This is a genomic window from Segatella asaccharophila (assembly GCF_054687055.1).
Genome location: NZ_BAACAN010000022.1, coordinates 20,457 through 43,722 on the forward strand (window position 1 = coordinate 20,457; position 23,266 = coordinate 43,722).

Consider the following 23,266-nt stretch of genomic DNA (forward strand, 5'->3'; position numbering starts at 1 on the left):
GTCCCTGAACTCTTTTGAGGTTGTTACCATCCAGGATTTTGCTGGATATTCCCCTTGTCCAAGTTGATCTCATTGCTTGGAACAGGATAGAAATAATATTTCTTATCAAATGTGCGGGTCTTTGCCGTCCCGATAAGGTATTTGTCATTATCTACGGTCATTGTACTATCCTTTACATTTGATACATTGGCCCCCCGGTTGATGTCGGGATACTGTTGGCTGTCCAGTTTGTCCAGTTGGTGCCAGCGTACCAGGTCCCAATAGCGATACCAGTTATCTGTCATCAGTTCACAGCGTCTGCACCGGCGTATCTCCCAGATCAAATTGCTTACACCCATATTGTTGGCTGGGTCAGCATCCGGTTGCGTGGTCATGTCAGGCAGTCCGGCACGACTTTGCAACAGATTGATGGTCTGGTTCAGGTCACTTTGTGTGATGGTACCCAGTTCTGCCTTAGCCTCTGCTTCGTTCAGGAGAATGACGGCATACCAGTACAGTGGGCAATCGGTATAGTTCGTATTGGTATTATTCCGATAGTAGGAGTCAAGTGTGGTATTGTCATATTTCCTAATCGTATAACCGGTGGAGGAAGTCATCTGCTGGGCAGCGGTTGGAGTGTTGCCGTTTTCATCCAGACGCGCCCAACTGTGGTTCTTGAAACAGATGATAGAGTCGATGAGCACGCTTAGTCGTTTATCGCGGTTCTTCAACATCCCTTCTACGGAATAATTGCCATTTTGGTTCTCTACAGCCTTATCATCCTTATCCAGCGTAGTGGTTGCCAATGGCTTGCCATCCTTGAACAGAAATGCATTTATGGCATCTTTCGTAATACCAAGTTGCTCAGAGGAGCCACTGGTGTAGTCAACCGTTCCATGCATGACAATATCCTTTTCATAATTGCGGTAGAAAATGATTTCCGGATTACTTGACAGGTCCAGGGAATTATAGATATCTCCATAATTAGGCGTCAGACTGTATCTGCCGGAACTCATGATAGCTTCAGATGCACCTTCAGACTCCTGCAGGTATTTCTTGGCACGATCCAGATCCGGTGCTTTCCCGTTATCAGTAAGCGTACGGTATTTGCAATAGGTACCCTCATACAGGCAGATGTCGCTTTTCATGGCCTCAGCCATTTCTTTGCTCCATTTTGTCTTGTCACTGATGTTGGAAGGAAGGTTCGTGATGGCATAGTCAAGATCGTTGAGGACAGAGTCCATGACTACGTCGCGGTCAGTACGCTTTCCGTAAATGTTCGTGTCATTGAGGTCCAGGATAGGATAGTCGATCCATTGTACATCACCATATTCCCGTACAAGCTGGTAATAGGCCCAGGCACGGTTCAATCGGTCAATAGCTGAATAGTACAGTTTGTCCGATGCGGGAAGAGTGGATGTCTCCAGGCCTTGAAGGGAATAGTTGGCTCTGCGGACTTCCGTGAAATTGCCGCTCCAGTTGCTTGAAGTAGCGGGCACGGTGATATAGGTCCAGTTGTCGAAACTTGCATTGGCCTGGTCATCGCTGAGGCTCTTGAAATAGAACCATCCGAAACTTCCTCCATGATTGAAACCTATGTAGTCATCATAAAACTTGTTACTATAGCTTTGTACATCATTGGAATTGCTCCAGAATTTAGGACTGTTTGTAAAAGTATCTCGTGGAGTCTTATCGAGGAAATCATTACAACTGGCAAATAGCAGCAGGATAGATGCTGCAAATATGTATATAATAGATTTTTTCATATTACTAAGTTTTTTGTTTGTCGCTGTACTATTATATTAGAGTGTTACCTGAACACCGAATGACCAGGTACGTGTGATAGGATAAGTACGTCCCCAGGTACCGTAACTCAAACTTCCTTGGCCGTCATTCATTTCAGGATCTACAGGAAGATTCCCGCTGCCTTTGTGAAGGAGGAAGAGGTTACTGCCGCTGAAGTAAACGCGCAGTTTCTGGATGTAGAACTTCTTGGAAATGAATCCTGGTACGGTGTAGCCCAAGGTCACGTTCTTCAACCGCAGATAAGCCATGTTCACAAGGTATTTGGACTGCGGATAGTAGTTGTGACAACCTCCGTAGGCAGCAAGAGCGGTTACGTTACCGGCAGCCTCATTACCGGCATACAGGCAAGGAAACTCATTCTTCTCGCTGATGTTCACGATCCCATTATCAGGATCATACACATTGTATTTTGTCTGGTTGGAGTAAATGGCAAGGTCAGCGGAACGCATTTCCGGAAAGGCAAATGAAGACAGGGTCCACATATCGCGTTTTCCGACACCCTGGAAGAAGATGTCAAGGTCGAAATCCTTATAGGTGCCTCCGACATGGAAACTATACTCATAGCGTGGCATCGTGTTTCCGATGACTTTAAGATCTCCGTGATCTTCTACCGTTCCTTTTCCACCGTCGATCTTTCCATCACCATTCAAATCTTTGAACTTGATGTCACCAGGGCCGTATACGAAGTTGTCTGTCTGTATTCCGGTCTGGTCTGCTACTCCCTTCTTATAGTTCCATGATCCGTCAGCATTCTTTCCGTTGAAATCACTTTCCGTAAAGTAGCGGTCGGTCTCAAATCCCCAGATGTCTCCCCAGGTTTCACCTTCGTAGGCGTATGCCCGGTCTCCGGTATGTCCGATCAACTTAGAGGAGTTGTTCCATTTTGTGACTACAGACTTGGAGTCTCCGATGTCAAAATTGGCGTAAAGTCCTAAGTCTTTATTCATCTGCTTCCGCCAGCTCAGTGTGATTTCCCATCCCCGTGTACGGAGTTGGCCGGCATTGGTATAGGGCGCAGAGTCACCTATTGCTGATGGCAGTGCGTTGCCCGGTGCGAGCATGTCCTTTGTCGTCCGCTGATACCAGTCGGCTGTAAGGGTAAGTTCATCATTGAAGAAACTCAAATCGGTTCCTATGTCAAACGTATAAATACGCTCCCAGGTCAGTTTTGAAGATACCCAACTTGGCATATAGAATTGGTTGACTTTAGCCCCCGTGCCGTCCAGCCAGTAAAGAGAACTCTGACTTACTGGGGAGATGGTGGAAATGAACATATTGTCACCTACAGCCTCATTGCCGATTTCTCCGTAAGAGAGACGGAATTTTCCGTTGGATACATATTGATGCAGGTGATTCCAGTAAGGCTCTTCCGTGAAGCGATAGCCCAGTGACCCGGATGGGAAGAACGCCCATTTATCACCTTGCGGGAAACGGGAACTGCCATCGTAACGTCCGTTGAGCTCTAACAGGTAAATATCCTTGTAGTTATAATTGATCCTGCCGAAATAACCAGCTGTAGCTCGGTCTTCTGTTGAGGCGTCAATAGCGGCCTTGGTCATGTCTCCGTATGCGAGATTCAATTGCGGATAATTCTCGTCGTAAAGTTGTGTCCTGAGTGCATCGAACATATCTGACCTGTAGTCTTCTCCGTTGATACCGATCATCGCATTAAGATTGTGGACACTATTCCAGGTGTGCGCATAGTTTAAGTAAGCATTGGCATTCCACCTGTTTACCTTGATGTTCTGGCGATAAGCATTTGTTGTTGTCGGCTGGACAATATAGGTAGGGGTGGTCCCAGTCCAGTTCATACCGTAAACACTATTGTTACTGGAGCTGTAATTATAGTTGTCTATCTGATAAGTATAATCGGCATTCAGGGTCAGGTCTTTCGTGATGTGTGCAGTTGCGTAGGCATTCATGCGGGTCACATCATGTACATCGTACGAACGGGAGGCCTGTTTCTGCATGGCAACGATACGGTAGTCTTCCTGCGTACCGTCTGCATCCTGCATGATGCCTGACGGAATAAAGAAGGAACCCCAGCGCCAGAGATACTGATAAATGTTATTATAGGCATTGGCGCTTCCCATGTGCCGGCGGGAGAAGTTGATGCGGGTACCTAAAGTCAGCCAGTCAGTGGCATCCGTCTTTAAGTTGACGGTAGCACTGTATCTGTCCAGCTTGCCCGGATTGAACTTCATGACGTCCTGCTTGTGGTCATATCCCAGGGAGGTATAGAATGTCGTCTTGCCGCTGGAACCCGAAACAGAAATGTTATGACTTGAAGAAGGTGCTGCACTGTTATACCAGATCTTACGAATATCATAATCGGCATAATACATCGGCTGTCCGTTGACAAAGCGGTAATCCCCTACATTACTGTCATCCTTGTAAGGAGTCATGACGCTGTAGCCCTTCTTTCCATGGTTCTGTTCTTCCCATTTCTCAGCGTATGGGAGCAGCTGGTCGAAATACATTCCGAAGAGTTCCACGGAAGCAGCTCCTGCTCTGCTCTTTGCTGACATGGCAGCCTTGAGCTGGGTCGGAACATCTGGATAATTGGGAAGCACGGTTGCATTGTCCCAACCGAAATTGTTTTCATACTTCACGGAGATGCGGTCACCCTTATTGGCTTGCTTGGTGGTGATCAGAATGACGCCGAAAGCAGCCCGGCTACCGTAAATCGAGGAGGATGCTGCGTCTTTCAGCACGGAAATGGAAGCAATATCATTGCTGTTGATCATGGTCAGGTCGTCAGTAGGTACTCCATCGACGATGATCAGCGGTGATGAATCCTGACCGTTGGATAAAGTTCCCAGTCCACGGATTCGGATAGTAGGTTGTCCGTTGATGTCTCCGCTGGAATTTACGATAGACAGGCCGGGGACAGCCCCTTGAAGGGCTTTGGCAACGTCTTGTTCCGGACGGGAGGCCAGAGTATAACTCAGGTCCACATTGGCAACGGCTCCGGTCAGATCGACCTTCTTTTGCTGGCCATAGCCTACTGCAACTACTTCGTCGAGCATGGCATTGTCCGGTGCCAATTGCACTTTCATGCCGTTGGCCGCTTTGGTAATTACGGTTTTATAACCGAGGTATGAGATTTGAATCTTGGCTCCTGGAGTCGTGTTCAGAGAGAAATTCCCGTCTACATCAGTAATCGCTCCGCGTGTACTTCCTATTTCCGTAATACTAGCGGAAATGACCGGTTCTCCCTTTTCATCTACAACGCTACCTTTGATGATAGTGTTGTCCTGCGTAATTTTTTGTGGTGCAGGTGAAGCATAGAGAAAATTCCCTGTAGCACTGCATGACAATAATATTACTGCTATCAAGGCAAGTCGTCTTTTCATAAGCTTTGTTTAAATTGGTTATTAATGAATTATGATGACAGTCAATGAATAAAAAGCCTTTGGCATTTTATTTGTTTAACACTTAGAAACTTTCGCGTACAAAGATTAAAATTTTTTTGAATAAAAGCAAGTATTTTATGTTAAAAATTGGACTCTTCTTGAAATTACACCGGGCACTTTCATCCCCTGAAATCTAAGAAATCTTGAGTTGATTATTTATGATTTTCTTGAATACAATCGGATACAAGCTTCCAGTTCCATTTGTCGAAATACAGGTTTCCGCCTTTCCATTCCACCTCTCCTCTCTGGAAGTCAACCGTCTCACTTCTGGGATAGACCTTCTCAGGATACAGGGGTTTGCTGAAGTCGGAGTTGACCACCATTCTCCAGGAGTCAATACCTCCCAGGAAGAAGTAAGTCTCTGCGGTATTCTTCGCATAGGAAGGAATACCGAAGGCCATGTCTACAGGTACCCATCCTGGTCCTTCGAAGTAGAGCTCTCCCCAGTCATGGAGATTCTCATTTTGAGGATGCAGCATGAACCCGCTTTCAAAATGTGCCGGTATGCCACAGATACGGCAGAGGGTGAGAAAGAGCAGGGTCACCTGTCCGCAGTCGCCATGATGATTTTCCAGTACATATTCGGGAATGTTCTCTATCGTTGAGTATTCACGGGCTGAAGCCCAGGGGAAATGGGCGTTGATCCAGGTGAAGATCTTTCTCGCTTTGAGTAAGGGGTTCTCCGTACCTTGTGTCAGACTATCCGCAAGTTGGCGGAGCCGTGGCGTGAAGATAATATGGCGGTCACGTTCAGAGGTGTAGGTCTTGTACAGTTCGCTGGTCTTATCATACGGACGGATCTCTTCCGGTTGCAGGTTGAACCATTGCCCGTATGCTGTGAATTCGAAGGATTCCGAAAAGACGGTGGGTTCACCCTTCACAGCCTTCTTTTCCATGTATAGGGTGGAATGAGCGCTGCTTTCCGGGGATAAGGTATAGCTCTTTTCGCTTGTGCTGATTAACCTGACATTTTGCTGTCTTTTTATATCCCTGCGCGGGAAAGGCATCCAGCAACGTACCATTTCCCCTTCCGGCACAGCATCTGCCTTTACGGAAATGGTATAGGTGATGTGCATGGCCTTGGGCTCGGCAAGATGTAAGGGATTGTGAGGTGCTTCCTGAATGATGAGCGGCACATCAGACTCGTCGACGGTTTCATATCCGTTTTTCTCGATTCCGTCTTTCTCTTCCTTGATCTTCCGGCATCTGGCATCAATAAGGAACAGGTTAGGGGCCGCATTGCGGAAGTATCGTTTCTGTCCGTCAATGATTCTCACTTCGAGTGCACCTGTATTTTCCCACTGGTCCATCTCCTGGTCTGTGACATCAGGGATATATTGCCGGATATAGTCCTTGACTTCTTTATGAGTTTTGCAGAAGTCATACAATATACGGTGATGCAGGTCAGACTCCCAGTGATAGTCCTGAGCAGAAAGCAGAATGGTGGAGAGACACGCGGTCATGATAAGTATCAGTCGTTTTGTATTCATTCTTCGATTTTCCTGATTCCTATTCCCGGTCTGTCGGGAAGGGTGATTTTTCCATTTACTACCTGCATTCCGCTGAAGCGGTCATTGGCTATGAGCAGGTTTCCGTCAAGATCGGCGAAGTCTACAGCCGGAGATAATTGTGCTGCCGCACTGACTGCACAGGAAGTTTCCGTCATACAGCCGACCATCACCTTCATGCCCCTTGCACGGGCATAGTTGGCCATTTTCCAGGCCTCTCTCATACCCGTACATTTCATGAGTTTGATGTTGATGCCTGAGTAGATTCCCTCTGTGTCTTTAATATCCTTTAATCGTTGTACGGCTTCATCAGCAAAGGTAGGCAGTGGGCTGTGCTCCGTCAGCCACGCCATATCTGTCCTTCTTTCCTTGGGCATGGGCTGTTCCACCATTACGATTCCTTTTTCTTTCAGCCAGAAGATCATGTCAAGGGCCTGTTCGCGGTCTTTCCACCCTTGGTTTACGTCTACGGCAATAGGCAGGTTCGTGACGGAACGGATCGTTTCGATCAACTCCTTATCGTGATCGCTGCCTAATTTCACCTTTAAGATATTGAATTTTCCGGCACATTCCCTTGTCTTTTGTTTTACCATGCCTGGAGAATCAATGCCGATGGTGAAGGTGGTTGAAGGAGCTTTCTCCCGGTTCAATCCCCATATTTTATACCAAGGGGCGCCTAGCAACTTTCCTACAAGGTCATGTAAGGCGATGTCGATGGCAGCTTTTGCGGCCGTATCGCCGGGGGATAGACTGTCCACATAAGCCAGAATATCTTCCAGTTGGAACGGGTCCTGAAACTGATCCAGGTCGGTCTTCTGCAGAAACTTAGTGACACTTTCCACGGACTGCCCAAGGTACTGGGGCATGGAGGCTTCTCCGTATCCTTTTATTCCGTTATATTCGATTTCCACCTGAACATCTGGAGTAGTGGTACGCGAATAGGAGGATACCGTAAATACATGCCTCAATTTCAGTTCGTAGGGGAAGAAACTCATCTTCAAATGATCGTTCTTTCCGTGATGGCCGATATTAATGGAAGTCTTGTCCGTCTGGTTCATAGCTTTATCCTTACTCATGTTATTCGTTTTAAACCCTTCCTATAGCCCTTGATACCTATTTGTAAAATTCATTCCGGTCTGTGGTGTTGATCCCTTCTTCCTGATTGATGTAGGGAAGAATCCTTTGCGCCCAGAGTAATCTGTTCAGGTCATATTCATCGTAATCCTTATCTTCAGGGTTGAAACTGCTGATATGCACACACCCTAATGAGTGGATGAATTTCTTGTTGCCGATATAGATACCCACATGGCAGACGTGCATGTCACCCTTGCAGCCGCATCCGAAAAAGAGCAGGTCTCCAGGCCTGAGGTTACTGAAATCAGGGGCAATGTCAATATGTGCACCGACAAGAGCCTGCTGGGAGGCATCCCGTGGGAGGATGATATCATGTTCCATTAAAACTGTCCTGACAAATCCGCTGCAGTCAGCTCCTTTGGTGCTCATGCCGCCCCACATATAAGGTATTCCCATCAGTTTTTTAGCTGAGGCAATAATGCTTTGTGCATCTTGCTTGACGGTCTTTCTCCATTCGCTTACGATGGCTCCATCTGAGACTGGCAGGTAACCGGTCCTCCCGTCAGGGTAGGCGACATGATAGAAACTGCCTTTTTGATCAAGTAGTCTCAGACGGTCACTGGCAACTACGTCACTGACAGTCTGTGATTTCAAGTCATCGTCACTGTATACAAAGCCATAGATAGCGGTCACGACCACCTGGGGGGCTTCATTCCAGTTCTGGAGCTCCTCTTTTGTGACGCGGCAAAGTGAAGCTTCAAGAATCCATGATTTATAGTGATCAGGTGTCTCTATCTCAAGCCATGAAGTGTCTTTAAGGATTTTTATCGGTGTTCCCAGCAAGGCCTGGGAAGCCATACCGGCATCATAGTCTCCGGATAATCTCAGGTTGCATACGGAAACATTGATGATTCCCCACGATTTCCCGTTTACAGTATCTTTACAGATGGCGGATCCGCCACCTGTAACAGCCCCCATGACCGGTGACATGATCATCAGGCAATTCGCAGAAGTAATTAATTTTTTCAAAAGATGCATATTCATTTATAATCGTACTCTTAAAAGTCTATATTCATCAGTTTTAAGGCTGATGGTTATTAATTTTTTGCAAAGATAATAAAAAAAATAATAACACATTGATAAATTTATGATAAAATTAGTTTCTTTTATCTTTTAAAAAATTATTATATGTTTCATTTTGAAAAGTAATAAAGCTGACGCTCGCATTTGTATTGAGTTTTAAAGATTGATATATAGGTATGTTTCAATGATTTCCTTTAGTTGTTGTTCTCCACAGTGTGAGTGATGGATTTTCATTCATCATTTCCTTTAGGGTCATCATTTCCTGACAAAGATAGAAATAATATTATAAAAACGAATTAAAAGATGTGATTTTTTTAAAATAACGTGAGGTTGTATTTTCCGGTTTCTAATGACAATTGCAGGGCTAGATCGTTTCTTGAAAGATGGGGTACCTCTTATTGCCGTTGAATGGTGAAGAGGAAATATCGGTTCAAATAATATTGTTGTTTCTTAAACGATAAGTCAGGATCATAGTCACTAATTCTCACGACAATAGTCAATGGTGAGCGAAATGGTGCATTTTGCCCCTCCGAAATGGTGCATATTGCTCCTCCATGAGGATACCGCCCAGAATCAGGCGTCAAGGTCATCCGAAATATCCGCCATTTATTCAGAGGAGGCAGTGCAGAAAATATTTATGGTCAGGGGTGATCACATCTCATAATTTATTCCTATTTTTGTACCCATAAATTAATATCCTGTTATGCTATTATTAGACAACTTTTATAAAGCGAGATATGTCTTGAGTAAAGTACTGCGCAAGACCGATCTCATACATGCTTCTAAAATCAATCCGGAGGTGGATGTCTATCTGAAACCGGAATGCTTGCAAAGGACCGGGTCTTTTAAGATACGAGGTGCCTACTATAAGATCTCACAACTTTCGGATGCTGAAAAGGCAAAAGGGGTGGTGGCGTGTTCTGCCGGCAATCATGCCCAGGGGGTGGCCCTGGGAGCTACGGCCATGGGGGTCAAATCATTGATCTGTCTGCCTGCCGGTGCTCCCATCAGTAAGGTGGAAGCCACCAAACGGCTGGGTGCCGAGGTCTGTCTGGTTCCGGGAGTGTATGATGATGCCTATCAGAAGGCGATCCAGTTACGGGATGAAAAGGGATATACTTTCGTTCATCCTTTCAATGACGAGAATGTTATTGCCGGTCAGGGGACCATTGGTCTGGAATTACTTGACCAGTTGCCTGGACTGGAGGCCGTAGTGGTGCCTGTCGGCGGTGGCGGACTGATCTCCGGTGTCGCTTTTGCACTCAAGAGTCTGAACCCGAAGGTAAAGGTCTATGGGGTCCAGGCAGAAGGGGCTCCCGGTATGGTGAAAAGTTTGAAGGACGGCCGGGTGGAGACACTGTCGTCTGTATCGACCATTGCTGACGGTATTGCCGTAAAAGAACCGGGGAGTCTGACGTTTCAGGTATGCCGTAAATATGTGGACGATATTGTCACGGTGAGTGAGGATGAGATTTGCGCGGCCATCCTACGCATGATCGAGAGTGAGAAGATGGTGGCTGAAGGTGCAGGAGCAGCAAGTGTGGCAGCGGTAATGTTCAATAAGGTCCCGGTGAAGGGGAAGAAGACTGTCTGCATTGTTAGTGGCGGTAATATAGATGTGACGGTTCTGAGCCGTATCATTAACCGTGGACTGGCTAAGAGTGGCCGGCTTTGTACACTGGATATGGAGTTGGATGACCAGCCTGGGAGGCTGGTATCCGTATGCAGTGTAATTGCTGATCTCGGTGCCAATATTACAGGTGTGCATCATGACCGCTCCGCAAACCGGCAGAAGGTCAATTCCTGTATTCTCCGTGTCAGTATGGAGACAAAGAATGAGGAACATATCAATAGGATCATAAAGGCATTGGATGCAAAAGGATTTAATGTGCATCAGATCTTATGAGTAAATTCAAAAACAGATAAAGATGAAAGCAATTCACACAAGCAACGCACCGGCAGCCATCGGACCTTACAGTCAGGCTATCGAAGTTAATGGATTTATTTTTGCTTCAGGTCAGATCCCTATTGACCCGGAGACCGGAAAATTAGTGTCCGGGGGAATCAGGGAGCAGACCCGCCAGGCTCTCACAAATGCCGGGAACATCCTCAAGGAGGCCGGCACCAGTCTGAATAGGGTAGTGAAGACTACGGTTTATCTGGACAGTATGGACGATTTCTCTGCGATGAATGAAGTCTATGCCGGTTTTTTCACCGATCCTTTCCCTGCCCGCTCTGCAGTGGCTGTGAAAAAGTTACCGATGGGTGCACTCGTGGAAGTGGAAGTGCTGGCTGAGAAGTAAAGTCTTCCCTGTTGAAAGATTTTGCGAAAGACTGTTGCGATCTGTTGATGCAACAGTCTTTTTGATTCAGCCCGCTTCCTGCACTTGAGGAATATTTGTCTAGTCGGATGTCCACTCTTCCCTTTATAAAAAAGGCCCTGCATCATCTGCAGAGCCTGAAGAAGCGATTACCAATTGAATTTATAGAGTTGTTTTGCTAATTTCTTGATCGATTTCGAGTTAGGCTGTTTCCAGCCCATCCTGTTCTTGGATACGAAATGATTTAAATCATATTGTTCGCATCCCCGGCTTTGTGAGGGATCATCTATTATTGTTTCACCGAGCATGGGCTCAATGAGCAGTTTGGAATTAATGGGATAGTGATTCGGGTGAGCTATATAGTCCCAAATCAGGGAGGTAAGATTCGACATAAATGATGTCATAGAAGAAATTCTTTTCTGTAACATAGTCTGAGAGTTTTGTTTAGATAAGACAAATATACGTTCAATCTTTGTAATTGCAAAAGATATGCCGATTATTTAGGTAATATTGCAACAGGTTAAGTTTTTCTCGGAAATTTCAATGAAAATAGATTAAAATAGTGAAAGATTAACGGTTTGAGGAGGTTGAGGCAGGGGTGAGCAAAGGTAGTATGTCCATGAGAGATCCTTTAGTCTTTCGCGGGGGGATGTCCTTCTGCCTGTACGACATCTGTCAGCCAGAATGGCAGAGATGGCTTGCCGTTCATAGTAATAAAAAAATCAACGAACCGTCAATATAAATCTCGGGTCCGCTGATTTAAAGCTATGACTACAAACACGGAGGAAGTTCCGTACCTGTCTCTTTGATTATTTTACATTGCCTGTTTTGATCAGATATTCAGCGATCTGAACCGCATTCAGGGCTGCTCCCTTGCGGATCTGGTCGCCGGTAAGCCAGAGCGTACAACTATTGTCATCGGCTAAGTCCTTTCGTATCCTGCCTACGTATACGTCATCCTTGCCTGCACTCTCCAGAGGCATCGGATAGACATAAGCCTGGGGATCATCCTTCAGTTGGACACCCGGAGCCTTGGAAAGTGCCTCCCGGATTTCTTTTACGCTCAGAGGGCGCTCGGTCTCAAACCAGACACTCTCGGAATGGGAACGGAGGGAACTGACCCGGACGCATGTCGCACTGGTGCGGACATCACTGTGCATGATCTTGCGGGTCTCGTTGTACATCTTCATTTCTTCCTTGGTGTAGTCATTCGGTGTCATCTTGTCAATTTGCGGAATGACATTATAGGCTAACTGGTGTGGGAATTTCTGGATAGTGGAGACTTTTCCGTCCTCGACCATTTCCTTGTATTGCTGTTGTAGTTCCCTCATGGCGGAGGCGCCCGCACCACTGGCACTCTGATAGGAAGAGATATGAATCTTCTTGATATGACTGAGTTGGTCTATCGGGTTCAGTACGACGACCATCATGATTGTGGTGCAGTTCGGGTTTGCGATGATTCCACGGGGCCGTTTCAGTCCGTCTTCGGGATTGATCTCTGGCACTACTAAAGGTACATCCTTGTCCATGCGGAAATGGCTGGAGTTGTCAATCATCACTGCTCCGTATTTCGTAATCGTGTCTGCAAACTCTCCGGCCGTATCTCCGCCGGCAGAGGTGAAGGCAATATCTACATCCTTAAAGTCATCGTTATGCTGTAATAGTTGTACCTCATAGTCCTTTCCCTTGAAGTTGTATTTCCTGCCTGCTGAACGATGAGAACCGAACAGCACCAGGTCATCCATAGGAAAATTTCTTTCGGCGAGAATACGCAGGAATTCTTGTCCTACGGCGCCGCTGGCCCCTACAATTGCTACTTTCATATCTCTAATCTTTTAATATTAAGTGGGATAACTTCTTGCAAAAGTACAACTTTTAATGTGAAAAGAACAAGGAAAGGCATCATTTTAGTGAATTTATTTTCAATTTGCCAACAAATCGTAAAATCTTTGTATCTTTACCCATGGGTTTACCTTTTTTTATTATCTTTGCAAATAAACTCTGCGCCTTTCTTTTTCGGATTGTCCGGATGTTTTCGGATAACATTTGGAAGAGACCGGGCATACGATGAAAAGTTATATCAATGGATACGAAAGAAAATGCTGCTCCTGTGAGCATGATAGACACGAAAGGCATCACCAAGTCCTTCGGCAAACTTCAGGTGCTCAAGGGCATTGACTTGCATGTAGATAAAGGGGAAGTGGTGAGTATTGTCGGTCCTTCCGGAGCGGGGAAGACCACGCTGCTGCAGATTATCGGAACGCTTGACCAGCCGGATAGTGGCACGATTCTCATTGATGGGACGGATATCAGGAAACTTTCGACAAGAAAATTGAGTGATTTCCGTAATCAGCATATCGGGTTCGTGTTCCAGTTCCATCAGTTGCTGCCGGAGTTTTCTGCCTTGGAGAACATCATGATCCCTGCCTTCATTGCCGGTCAGAGTCGGAGTAAGGCTGAGAAGCGGGCTCTGCACCTGTTGAAGTTTATGGGCCTGGAAGACCGGGCCGGTCACAAACCCAATGAACTCTCTGGTGGGGAGAAGCAACGGGTGGCTGTGGCCAGAGCGCTGATCAATCATCCGGATGTCATCATGGCAGATGAACCGTCAGGATCCTTGGATAGCAGGAACAAGGCTGAACTGCACCAACTCTTTTTTGATTTGCGTGATCAGACGGGACAGACTTTCGTCATTGTTACGCATGACGAGAATCTGGCTGCCTTGACGGACAGGACCATTCATCTTAAGGATGGACAGATCATCGGTGAGACGAGAAGGGCGGACCGGGAAAAGGCTGGAGATGCGCTTGGTGAAAACCGTAATGGGGTGGACCGGACGGATGGACTGGCAGAATCAACGAATGAATAAAATGGCAGATGACATGAAAGACAAAGAGAACGAAAAGGATGAGACGTTGGATTCCGAGAATTTCGAGATCCGCGTAGGTGATTATAATACGCTCAGGGTTGTCAAGGAAGTAGACTTCGGGCTGTACCTTGATGGAGGTAAGGATGGAGAAATCCTGATGCCGAAGAAATATGTCCCTGAAGGTGCAAAACCGGGTGATGAACTGAAAGTGTTTATCTATCTTGATTCTGAAGAGCGGCCGGTGGCAACGACGGAAACGCCTTTGGCTAAGGTCGGTGATTTTGCATGGCTGAAGGTGAGTTGGGTAAATCAGTTCGGGGCCTTCCTGGACTGGGGGGTAGAGAAAGATATGTTCTGTCCCTTCCGTGAGATGAAGATGCGGATGCAGATAGGACAGTACTATCTGGTGTATATCTATATGGATGAAGAGAGCTACCGTTTGGTGGCTACGGCAAAGATTGACCGGTATCTCCAGCCGGTGCCGCCGGAAAAGTATCTGCCTGGGGATGCCGTAAAACTCCTGGTCTGGCAGAAAACTGACCTGGGGTTCAAGGTGATCATTGACAACCATTACCAGGGGCTGATCTATGAGGATCAGATCTTCCGGCCTCTGCATTCCGGTGATCGTCTTCCTGGCTTTATTGATCTGGTCCGCCCGGATGGGAAAATAGATGTTTCGCTGCAGCAGACCGGAAAGGCTGAACGGCTTTCTTTTGCGAGTGAACTGTTGCAGTATCTTCAGGAAAATGAAGGTTATTGTGATCTGGGGGATAAGAGTGATGCGGATGATGTCTATGACCGTTTTCATGTGAGCAAGAAAGTCTTTAAGAAGGGGATTGGCGAACTCTATAAGAAGGGTCGGATCACTGTATCTCCCACAAGCATCCGGCTGGTGGAAAAATAACGGATAATTACAAGATTATATTTCAGGGTACAGTTTGTCATTTTGAGTGATCGTTTTCATCAGATATTCCGATTGGCCTTACCGTCAATCATTTCGAACATTACCATTCCCTTATTGGGGCTTTGTGATGTGGCCATCGTCGGTCATATCGGTGATGCCCGTTATATCGCAGCGATCTCTGTGGGAACGATGATCTTCAATGTCCTTTACTGGGTCTTCGGATTCCTGCGGATGGGAACGGGAGGGATGACCTCCCAGGCATTGGGACGCCGTGATTTGGCTGAGGATATGCGTCTCTTGCTGCGTGCGCTCTCCATTGGTTTCGGCATGGGGGTGCTCTTCGTGCTTTTCCAGAAACCGGTCATCGGCATTGGCCTGTGGGCAATGGGACCTTCAGCGGATATTACCAGACTTTGTGAGCGTTATTGTTTTATTGTGATCTGGGGAGCACCTGCTGTTCTGAGCCTTTACGGTTTCACAGGATGGTATGTGGGGATGCAGAATACACGTTTTCCGATGTTTGTATCTATCCTGCAGAATATCATCAATGTGATCGCCAGTCTGTCCCTTGTCTTCGGTGCCCGTCTGGACATTGAAGGAGTGGCCTTCGGCACACTCATCGCCCAGTGGAGCGGCTTTCTGATTGCCGTGTCTTTCTGGCTGGTCAACTATCGGAGGCTGTGGAAGCATCTGAAGGATACAGCCGGTGGCTGGAGGGGAAATATGAGAGCATGGGGAGAATTCTTCAAGGTCAACCGGGACATCTTTATCCGTACTTTATTCATCGTCGCTGTCTCTTTGAGTTTTACGGCTATAGGCTCCCGTCAGGGAGCAGTCATCCTGGCCGTCAACACTCTGCTGATGGAGTTCTTTACGATCTTTTCTTATTTTACTGATGGTTTTGCTTATGCCGGAGAGGCATTAGGCGGAAAATATTATGGTGCGAAGAACAGGAAGGCATTCCAGGATATGGTCCGGAGTTTCTTCCAACTCGGTTTTGTCATCATGCTTCTCTTTACTCTTCTTTATGCCATTGGCGGGAAACCTTTCCTGAGTCTGCTGACCAGTGACCGGAATGTCATCACAGCTGCCGGCCCCTATTTTTATTGGGCTGTGGCCATACCCTTTGCCGGCGTTGCCGCCTTCCTTCTGGATGGTATCTTTGTCGGGATCATGAATACCAAAGGTCTGCTGATCTCTTCCGTCATTGCGGCAGTTTGTTACTTTGTCGTATATATCCTGTTCCGGAAAGTCTTGGGCAATCATGCCTTATGGCTTGCTTTTGATACTTATCTGTTGGCAAGGGGTGTGGTAGAAGCTGGATTATTCTGGAGACTGAAAGTCAAGGACTGATTGCTTCTGAAAGCTTTAAATTCTAAAAAAATCTCTCAAAAGAGCCTGTAATTCTAAAAAAATCTCTATTTTTGCACAAAAAGGCCAGAACTATGGAAGAAAATCTTTTTGGAAATGAAATTGTTATATCTTCTTCTGATCCGGAAATCTCACGGAAAATAACGAAATTAAAGAAAGATGGGAGGATTATTAAGATAGCTTCCAGAGTCTATACTTCCAATCTGAATGATACTCCGGAACATATTGTGCGTAGGAATATTTTTTATATACTTGGTAAGCTATATCCTAAAGCAGTGATTAGTCATCGTTCGGGTTTTGAGTGTAATCCGACTAAAGAAGGCGAAATCTTTCTTACTTATATTTATACTCGTAATATACATTTGCCAGGAATAACTGTACATCTTATGAAAGGGCCGAAGGATATGCCGACTGATTCTCCTTTTATGGAAGGGTTATATTTATCAAGTGAACCGCGTGCTTTCCTTGAGAACTTACAGAAAGGGCAAACTCGATCAGGTGTTTCAAAATGTTTGAATAAGGAAGATTTGGAGGATAAGCTGGAAAAGAAAATCCAAACCAATGGAGAAAAATCAGTCAATGAGTTAAGGGATAAAGCAAAACTGATCGCCCCCCAACTGGGCATGGATAGGGAATTTAAACGTCTTGACAAAATAATTGGGGCTTTACTTTCTACAAAGTCTTCAAATAACCTTTCTTCACCTTTAGCAAAAGCACGGGTTCTTGGAGAACCGTATGATGCCGAAAGAATTCATCTTTTTAATATCCTTTTTAATGCACTTAGGTCAAAGGAATTTCCTCGTTATCCGGAACCGAATACAACAAAACTTTCTTATAAGAATTTTGCTTTTTTTGAAAGTTACTTCTCTAATTATATTGAAGGGACAGAATTTGAACTGGAAGATGCCAAGAAAATTATTGACACAGAGACGCCAATGTCTGCGCGTAATGCTGATAGTCATGATGTCCTAGGTACATATTATATTGTATCTAATCGAAAGGAGATGTCGGTTGTACCTGAGAATGTTGATGAGTTGTTTACTATTCTTCAGCGTCGTCATTCTATTATGATGTCTGCTCGGCCGGAAAAAAATCCGGGCCTTTTTAAGATGCGGAATAACAGGGCTGGTGATACCCATTTCGTGGATTATAGATTGGTAAAGGGTACATTTAATAAGGCTTTTGAAATTTATCAGGCGTTAGATGACCCGTTTACAAAAGCTGTCTTTATGCTTTTTGTGGTAAGTGAAATTCATCCTTTTGCCGATGGTAATGGCCGTATTTCTCGTATCATGATGAATGCAGAATTGACTGCTGCCGGTCAATCAAAAATTGTTATTCCAACCGTTTTCCGTGATGATTATCTTGGGGCTTTGAGACGACTGACGAGAAAACAAGATCCTTCTGTTATCATTAAAGCTATGGAAAGAGTCCGACTGTTCAGTAGCAATATCAGAGGAGAAAATTTCGAATCAATACAAGCCTATTTGGAATCTACTCATGCTTTTGATGATGATGGTCATATTTTGCGGTTCTAAATTCTAAAAAAAACTCTCAAAAGAGCCTGTAATTCTAAAATTTATCCTTGTTGCTGATATCCCTTAGGCTGAGCCGCGATTACTTATGCTCAGCATACTGAAGCAGATTATCTGGTGCATACAATACAGCCGTATCTTTTCATCAGGAGCGTATTGAAGGTGCAGATGCCGGATCGTTTATAGATCTTGGCTTGGGTTACGACAAGGAGCGTTACCAAAGATAGCTTCAGCACTTGTTTTTATGGCAGGGAAATTAGTGACTGACTTTGCGCCAGCTATTTGATTAGTATTTGTAAATACACCTTCCTTTACATCACTCATGGCGATTGTGTGTGTTACTGTCGATAGCTGAGAAGAAGCCTGTGGAAATTTCTTCAAGGTAAAAGGAGTATTCTTGAAGCTAAGGGTCAAGGATTAATATTTCTATCTTTTGTGAGAGGAGAGACGTTAATTCCTACAAAAGTAGTGACTGAACGTGGAGGCAGGGTCGTGTCACCATTCGTCCTGCCCACCGGGGCAAGGTCCTCTGTGGAGATATTCGACGTCCTGTACATCTGCCAGGAAGGGACAGCATCATTGCTGGTCTTGAAATGAAAAGGTTTTACGGACTCTGAATAGTTGATAGCTACCACCGTCCATCTGCCATCCGTGTTCTGATAGGCTGAGCACATGATCCCATAAGGATCAGTAGCACCTTCAGAGATACTGTTCCCCAGGGAGTCTTTTGCCTGGATGTCATATCTGACAGCTCCCGGGCGGATAAAACGACTGTAGTTGCCGACTGTCCAGAGGAGCTTGGAATCTATTGCATAACCATCCTTTTTATCAGGCGTACTGTAAGCGCGGATCAGTCCATCCTTATAGTCACCACCTACAGCACGCCACCAAGACCAGCTGCAGGCATTGCCGAACACAAGGTCATAATGTATGATTCTTGCTACATAGAGGGCTGTCTTCATGGAAAAGTCATAACCGTTGCCACCGCCTATTTCCTGGTCATTATCCATGATACAGATTTCCGAGGCCCAGAATTTCAGGTTATATTTATGAAGAGAGTCCCGTAGAGCCACACGGCTATCATGCATATATTGTACCGGGGTATCTGTCCAGTAATCATGTCCGGCGATGAGATGAGCCACGTTGGGAACAGATCCAATGTAAGTTCGGCTACTGTCTTTTGAGAATAGTGTCCGGATGGTGTTCCCGCGTTGCCAACTGGTACGGTAAATGCCCATCAGGCAGCGCAGGTCTGAACTTTCATTTACGATGATTTTCGTGTTGACATGTTGCCGGACAAATTGTTTGCCCATGATCCTGACTAACCGGGCTATCTCACGGTTGGTAGCAGGTGATCCTTCCTGTTTAGGCCCCTTCCAGTTCCAGTTGCCGTCCGGCTCGTTCACCGGAGAGATATAGTCAAAGTGAATGCTGTCGTGTTGTTCAAGGCCCTTCAGTGAGGTGGCGATAAACTTTGCGAACCGGCCATAGCAATTCTCGCGGAGATTCATAGTCCCGTCTCGCCCTGTGTTGGTTGCCAAACCATTCTTCGTAAAATAGACAGGCGCAGAATTGAGAAAAGCCAGGAAATGCGTTACACCTCTATCCTTGGCCAGTTTCAGAAAGTTACGTTGTCCTTGTTGCGCTTTCCAGTTATAGGATCCGTCAGGCTGCAGGAAGCATCCGGTACGTGTAAACCTCTGGATATGTGAAGCGTCACCCTGACCGGCACTTCCTGCACCGAGGTTGAAACGCCACAGAGACAGTCCGATTCCACGGGGTTTCCCCGATGCATCCTTTGCCATGCTGAACAGCCAGTCGGCAATCTGCCGTTGCTGTTTCTCAGGCCATAGACCCAAATATCTCATGCTCCAAGCGTCGGAAGCTCCGAAATGGTTAATGGTCTGTTCCTGACTATCTATGTTGATTACATATTTTTCCACTTTATGATTATCAGCATAGCAGAAACTGGTGGATAGTAGCAGCATTGCCAGAAAAGTATTGATCATTTTCATGATTTGAGATCATAAATGATTGTTGCTACAGAGCGTGATGGGATAATAGTTGTATCATAGGAGGAAACCATTTGAAGATTGCTTCCAGAAGTAGTTATATATTCTATCGGATTGTCTGTTGTCCGCCCTTGGATGGAAATATGATTATCGACCTTGACGGATTTAGTCTTGGTATTTGTATATACAATTACTAATTTATCTTTGCCTGGAGAGATGTAAGCAGAAGCGAAGAATTGGTTTCCACTGACAGGTAAGGATACACTTACACGCTTATATCCTGGACGGATAAATAGACTATAATTGCCCAACACCCATAAATTCTTGGTTGATTCGCAGGTGCCACCTTCTGTCAGAGAGCCATAATCACCGCTTACTGGGATCAGCCGAATCAGGAAAAAACGACTTTTCTGGTTCCAGCGTTCACGGTCGCAAGCGGTCCAGAAAGCCCACGAACTGACATTGGCTTGTGTCAGGTCAGCATGAATGACCTCCGATAATGTTAAAGCCAAATCCATTGGCGTGGCATTATCATAATTACTGAACAGATCATAATTGCTGCTCATCATGCTCCATTCCGTTTGGTAAACCTTGAGATTTTTTGCTTTAGCTGCAGCATTGACTTTCTGTCGGGTGCTTTGCAATTGGTCCCACGAGGTATCCAACCAATAACTGTGAGCACAGATCAGAGCGGGGACATGCTTCAGATTACCTATATAATCAGATGAAGATGGATTGAAAAAATCATTCATGACATCACTGCGGCCGTTACCTGCTGTTGCATCAGCCTCATACAAATCATTCCATGCACCAGCTTCATCAACTAAGATGTTGGTGCTGTCCAATCCTTTAGAAGTAAGGCTTTGGTCAAGATTCCGTACTAATTTTACCACTTCGCTATTTTGCCATCCACTGCCTTCCTGACCACCGCTCCAGTTATATTGAGGCTCGTTTACCGGACTGATATAGGAGATAGAATAGCCTTGTTCCTTAAAATGTGCGGCTGTTGTGGCAAGAAAGTCTGCGAATTTATCATAGCAGTCATCTTTCAAGTTGCTGTTTGCTTTACTGTCAGAATAACCTTTCCCGTTCTTTGTATAAAAAACGGGAGGAGTATTGCTGAAAAAAACAAAACTCTTTACACCGTAATTTTTGGCCTTTTGCATGAAATATTGTTGGCCGGCAGCTTTATTCCAGTTATATGATCCATCACTGTTCAGGAAACATTCGGCTCGTCGTTCTTCTTGTTCTATCCCACTTTCATCACCTTGTTCAGCCGTTCCTCCACCTAAGTTGACACGCCACATGGAAAGTCCGATACCTTCCGGTTGTCCATTTGTGATCTTCTGAGAAAAAAGCATCTTGGTAATATCATCTTTGGAATTCTGACTCCAATATTTACCGATGAAATCCATATTCCAGGCATCGGAAGAAGCAAAACCATCAATAGTTTGATAGGTCGTATTCGCATCAATATTTACGGTCATCGTGGTATCTGCATTTCTGGTAAGTACATAATCCGGATGGAAAGTACTTTCACTACTACAAGATAACATCATTAATGTGAATCCTAAAAAAGAAAGTAAAATTTTAATATTCTTCATTGTCAAAAGTAAAATGAAAGCGAATAGAATTTTAAAAGTTTATTCTTGAAAAATTCTGTTCTTCTGTTATAGTTACTGAATATTTCAGGAACAGAATTCAAGAAAAGAGGAATATTCCCCTTTTTGAATTCTGTATTATAGATTGGATCTAATATTCTGGATTCTGCTGGATGCTGCCATTAGACATGGTAATCTCAGAATTAGGAAGAGGGAATAGTTCATCTCTTCCTTCCTTGAAGTAATAGCCCTTGTTACTGTTTTCTTTTTGATTATTTTTTTCATATTTATCTGTAGATTCATACAGATTATATTTCACAAATGTCCCGTTGGGCCCCATGATATTATCAATTGCATACTTGCCATTATCATCTTTCCAGCGGCGGAGATCATACAGGCGATTATCTTCAAGAGCTAATTCCAGTCGGCGTTCCAACCGTATAGCATCACGAAGTTGCTTGCCCGTGGAAGTGACATCCGGGAGTTTTACACGTTCCCTGACCTGATTCAAGCCCCATTGAGCTTCTGCATCATTACCAAGATCATTTTCCACTTCTGCATACATCAGCAGTACATCTGCATAGCGTAACAGGCGATAATTGAGAGGAATATGCGGTGCATCGTATGGTTGGGGACGTTTTGCTTTCGGAATATACAATTTCATATTGCATCTTGCAGATTTATGTTCATCTGGCATGATACGATAAGGCTTGTCCCTTGAATAGGTCGGATCTCCCGGAATGTAAGTAGCACTGTCTTTAATGATGGTATAAAGTAGCCGGATCGAATCACCTGCATCCTTGAAAGCCTTCTCCAGGTTACTTGTTGGCAATCCCCATGACCATCCCTCATCATCACGTGATCCTGTTACGACAGAAATTCGTTCTCCAAGGTTATAGGTGATATTACTGTTGGTCTGGACTTCAAATAAGCTCTCTTCGCTGTTATTATGGTCCATACTCCAGACATCACCAAAATTGGGTAATAATTTGTATTCAGGTGTGTTTCCGGAATAACTGCCCCGGCAACAAAGATCTTGTAGTAAAGGCTCTGCTTCCTTATATTTATCTTCGTAAAGGTAAACCTTAGCTAATAGACCTTTGGCTGCACCACTGGTAGCACGTCCCAGGTCTTCACTGCTGTATTCACTTCTTTTAGGGAGTTTTGGAATGGCTTCTTGAAGGTCTTTTTCAATCTGGGCATAGGTTTCTTCTTTCGTTGCCCTGGTGATCCCCCTTATTTCTGAAGGCATTTTCAGTCCGAGCACTAAGGGTACACCTCCGAAATTTTTGACAAGGTCGAAATATTCAAAGGCTCGTATGAATTTTGCTTCTGCTATATAGCGGTCACGAAGGGTGGAATCATTGAAATGCACTTCCGGAATACGTTGGATGGCAATGTTGCAACGGAGTATTCCTTTGTATCGGTATTGCCAGAAATTCTGAGCGCAATTTCCTCCATTGATGGTATTACCTGTATAATGAGCCAGATCACGGTATTCTCCAGGATCCTGTGTGGTGTTTCCCATCCATTCATCATCGGTGCACATATCACCACAGACATAGAATTTCTGTATTTGCCACCAGTCATCAAAGAAGATACTCTGATAGCATCCTGTGATTTGTCTTTTGCATTCATCTTCATTTGAAAAATAATTATTCAGATCCTGCTGACCTTTAATGGGTTGGTTCAGAAAATCGGAGCAGGATGCTAATCCGAGGATAAATACCCCGGCTGTTATGAAACTAAATATATATCTATTCATAATCATTCTGATTTTATTGATG

16 protein-coding genes are annotated in these 23,266 nt (G+C 45.1%); 6 read left to right on the forward strand and 10 right to left on the reverse strand.

Annotated features, from left to right (window positions below; all coding sequences use genetic code 11):
• Positions 1 to 23: 23 nt before the first annotated feature.
• From ACYRYG_RS10955 to ACYRYG_RS10975, 5 genes are all read right to left on the reverse strand, one after another.
• A complete protein-coding gene (locus ACYRYG_RS10955) occupies positions 24 to 1,745 on the reverse strand; it encodes a RagB/SusD family nutrient uptake outer membrane protein (RefSeq protein WP_293418591.1) in 1,722 nt (573 codons plus the stop codon).
• A 36-nt stretch (positions 1,746 to 1,781) separates the two neighbouring features.
• Positions 1,782 to 5,141, reverse strand: coding sequence for a SusC/RagA family TonB-linked outer membrane protein (locus ACYRYG_RS10960; protein ID WP_460198150.1), 3,360 nt, complete (start codon positions 5,139 to 5,141; stop codon positions 1,782 to 1,784).
• 212 nt (positions 5,142 to 5,353) lie between these two features.
• Positions 5,354 to 6,691: a transglutaminase-like domain-containing protein gene (locus tag ACYRYG_RS10965; RefSeq protein ID WP_293418595.1), complete on the reverse strand. Its 1,338-nt coding sequence runs from the start codon at positions 6,689 to 6,691 to the stop codon at positions 5,354 to 5,356.
• On the reverse strand, positions 6,688 to 7,767 hold the full coding sequence (locus ACYRYG_RS10970) for a dipeptide epimerase (RefSeq protein WP_460198158.1): 1,080 nt from the start codon (positions 7,765 to 7,767) through the stop codon (positions 6,688 to 6,690). The genes ACYRYG_RS10965 and ACYRYG_RS10970 overlap by 4 nt, the downstream gene beginning before the upstream one ends.
• Before the next feature lie 55 nt (positions 7,768 to 7,822).
• A complete protein-coding gene (locus ACYRYG_RS10975; RefSeq protein ID WP_293418597.1) occupies positions 7,823 to 8,812 on the reverse strand; it encodes a C40 family peptidase in 990 nt (329 codons plus the stop codon).
• Between the two features lie 757 nt (positions 8,813 to 9,569).
• Between ACYRYG_RS10975 and ilvA the strand changes: the two genes are divergently transcribed.
• Both ilvA and ACYRYG_RS10985 read left to right on the forward strand, forming a co-directional pair.
• Positions 9,570 to 10,772 (forward strand): threonine ammonia-lyase, encoded by a 1,203-nt coding sequence (gene ilvA, locus ACYRYG_RS10980; RefSeq protein ID WP_293423828.1) that lies wholly within the window; start codon positions 9,570 to 9,572, stop codon positions 10,770 to 10,772.
• A 22-nt stretch (positions 10,773 to 10,794) separates the two neighbouring features.
• Positions 10,795 to 11,169 carry a RidA family protein gene (locus ACYRYG_RS10985; RefSeq protein WP_293418684.1) on the forward strand — a complete coding sequence of 125 codons (375 nt, stop codon included), beginning with the start codon at positions 10,795 to 10,797 and terminating at the stop codon, positions 11,167 to 11,169.
• A gap of 167 nt (positions 11,170 to 11,336) precedes the next feature.
• Here the strand turns inward: ACYRYG_RS10985 and ACYRYG_RS10990 are convergent, their stop codons facing one another.
• A complete protein-coding gene (locus tag ACYRYG_RS10990) occupies positions 11,337 to 11,591 on the reverse strand; it encodes a hypothetical protein (protein WP_293418686.1) in 255 nt (84 codons plus the stop codon).
• A 405-nt stretch (positions 11,592 to 11,996) separates the two neighbouring features.
• On the reverse strand, positions 11,997 to 13,010 hold the full coding sequence (locus ACYRYG_RS10995; RefSeq protein WP_293418688.1) for an aspartate-semialdehyde dehydrogenase: 1,014 nt from the start codon (positions 13,008 to 13,010) through the stop codon (positions 11,997 to 11,999).
• 293 nt (positions 13,011 to 13,303) lie between these two features.
• On the opposite strand from ACYRYG_RS10995, the gene ACYRYG_RS11000 reads away from it, so the two are divergent.
• The 4 genes from ACYRYG_RS11000 to ACYRYG_RS11015 all read left to right on the forward strand — a co-directional run bounded on the left by ACYRYG_RS11000 (position 13,304) and on the right by ACYRYG_RS11015 (position 17,869).
• Positions 13,304 to 14,056, forward strand: coding sequence for an ABC transporter ATP-binding protein (locus ACYRYG_RS11000; RefSeq protein WP_460198159.1), 753 nt, complete (start codon positions 13,304 to 13,306; stop codon positions 14,054 to 14,056).
• 13 nt (positions 14,057 to 14,069) lie between these two features.
• Positions 14,070 to 14,960, forward strand: a complete 891-nt coding sequence (locus ACYRYG_RS11005; RefSeq protein WP_293418708.1) for a S1-like domain-containing RNA-binding protein — start codon at positions 14,070 to 14,072, stop codon at positions 14,958 to 14,960.
• Between the two features lie 72 nt (positions 14,961 to 15,032).
• Positions 15,033 to 16,313: an MATE family efflux transporter gene (locus tag ACYRYG_RS11010; protein ID WP_460198151.1), complete on the forward strand. Its 1,281-nt coding sequence runs from the start codon at positions 15,033 to 15,035 to the stop codon at positions 16,311 to 16,313.
• A 92-nt stretch (positions 16,314 to 16,405) separates the two neighbouring features.
• A complete protein-coding gene (locus tag ACYRYG_RS11015) occupies positions 16,406 to 17,869 on the forward strand; it encodes a Fic family protein (RefSeq protein ID WP_460198152.1) in 1,464 nt (487 codons plus the stop codon).
• A 407-nt stretch (positions 17,870 to 18,276) separates the two neighbouring features.
• Here the strand turns inward: ACYRYG_RS11015 and ACYRYG_RS11020 are convergent, their stop codons facing one another.
• From ACYRYG_RS11020 to ACYRYG_RS11030, 3 genes are all read right to left on the reverse strand, one after another.
• Positions 18,277 to 19,881: a glycoside hydrolase gene (locus ACYRYG_RS11020; protein WP_293432550.1), complete on the reverse strand. Its 1,605-nt coding sequence runs from the start codon at positions 19,879 to 19,881 to the stop codon at positions 18,277 to 18,279.
• Positions 19,878 to 21,437, reverse strand: coding sequence for a glycoside hydrolase (locus ACYRYG_RS11025; protein ID WP_460198153.1), 1,560 nt, complete (start codon positions 21,435 to 21,437; stop codon positions 19,878 to 19,880). The genes ACYRYG_RS11020 and ACYRYG_RS11025 overlap by 4 nt, the downstream gene beginning before the upstream one ends.
• Before the next feature lie 193 nt (positions 21,438 to 21,630).
• On the reverse strand, positions 21,631 to 23,244 hold the full coding sequence (locus tag ACYRYG_RS11030) for a RagB/SusD family nutrient uptake outer membrane protein (RefSeq protein ID WP_293418698.1): 1,614 nt from the start codon (positions 23,242 to 23,244) through the stop codon (positions 21,631 to 21,633).
• Positions 23,245 to 23,266 lie beyond the last annotated feature (22 nt).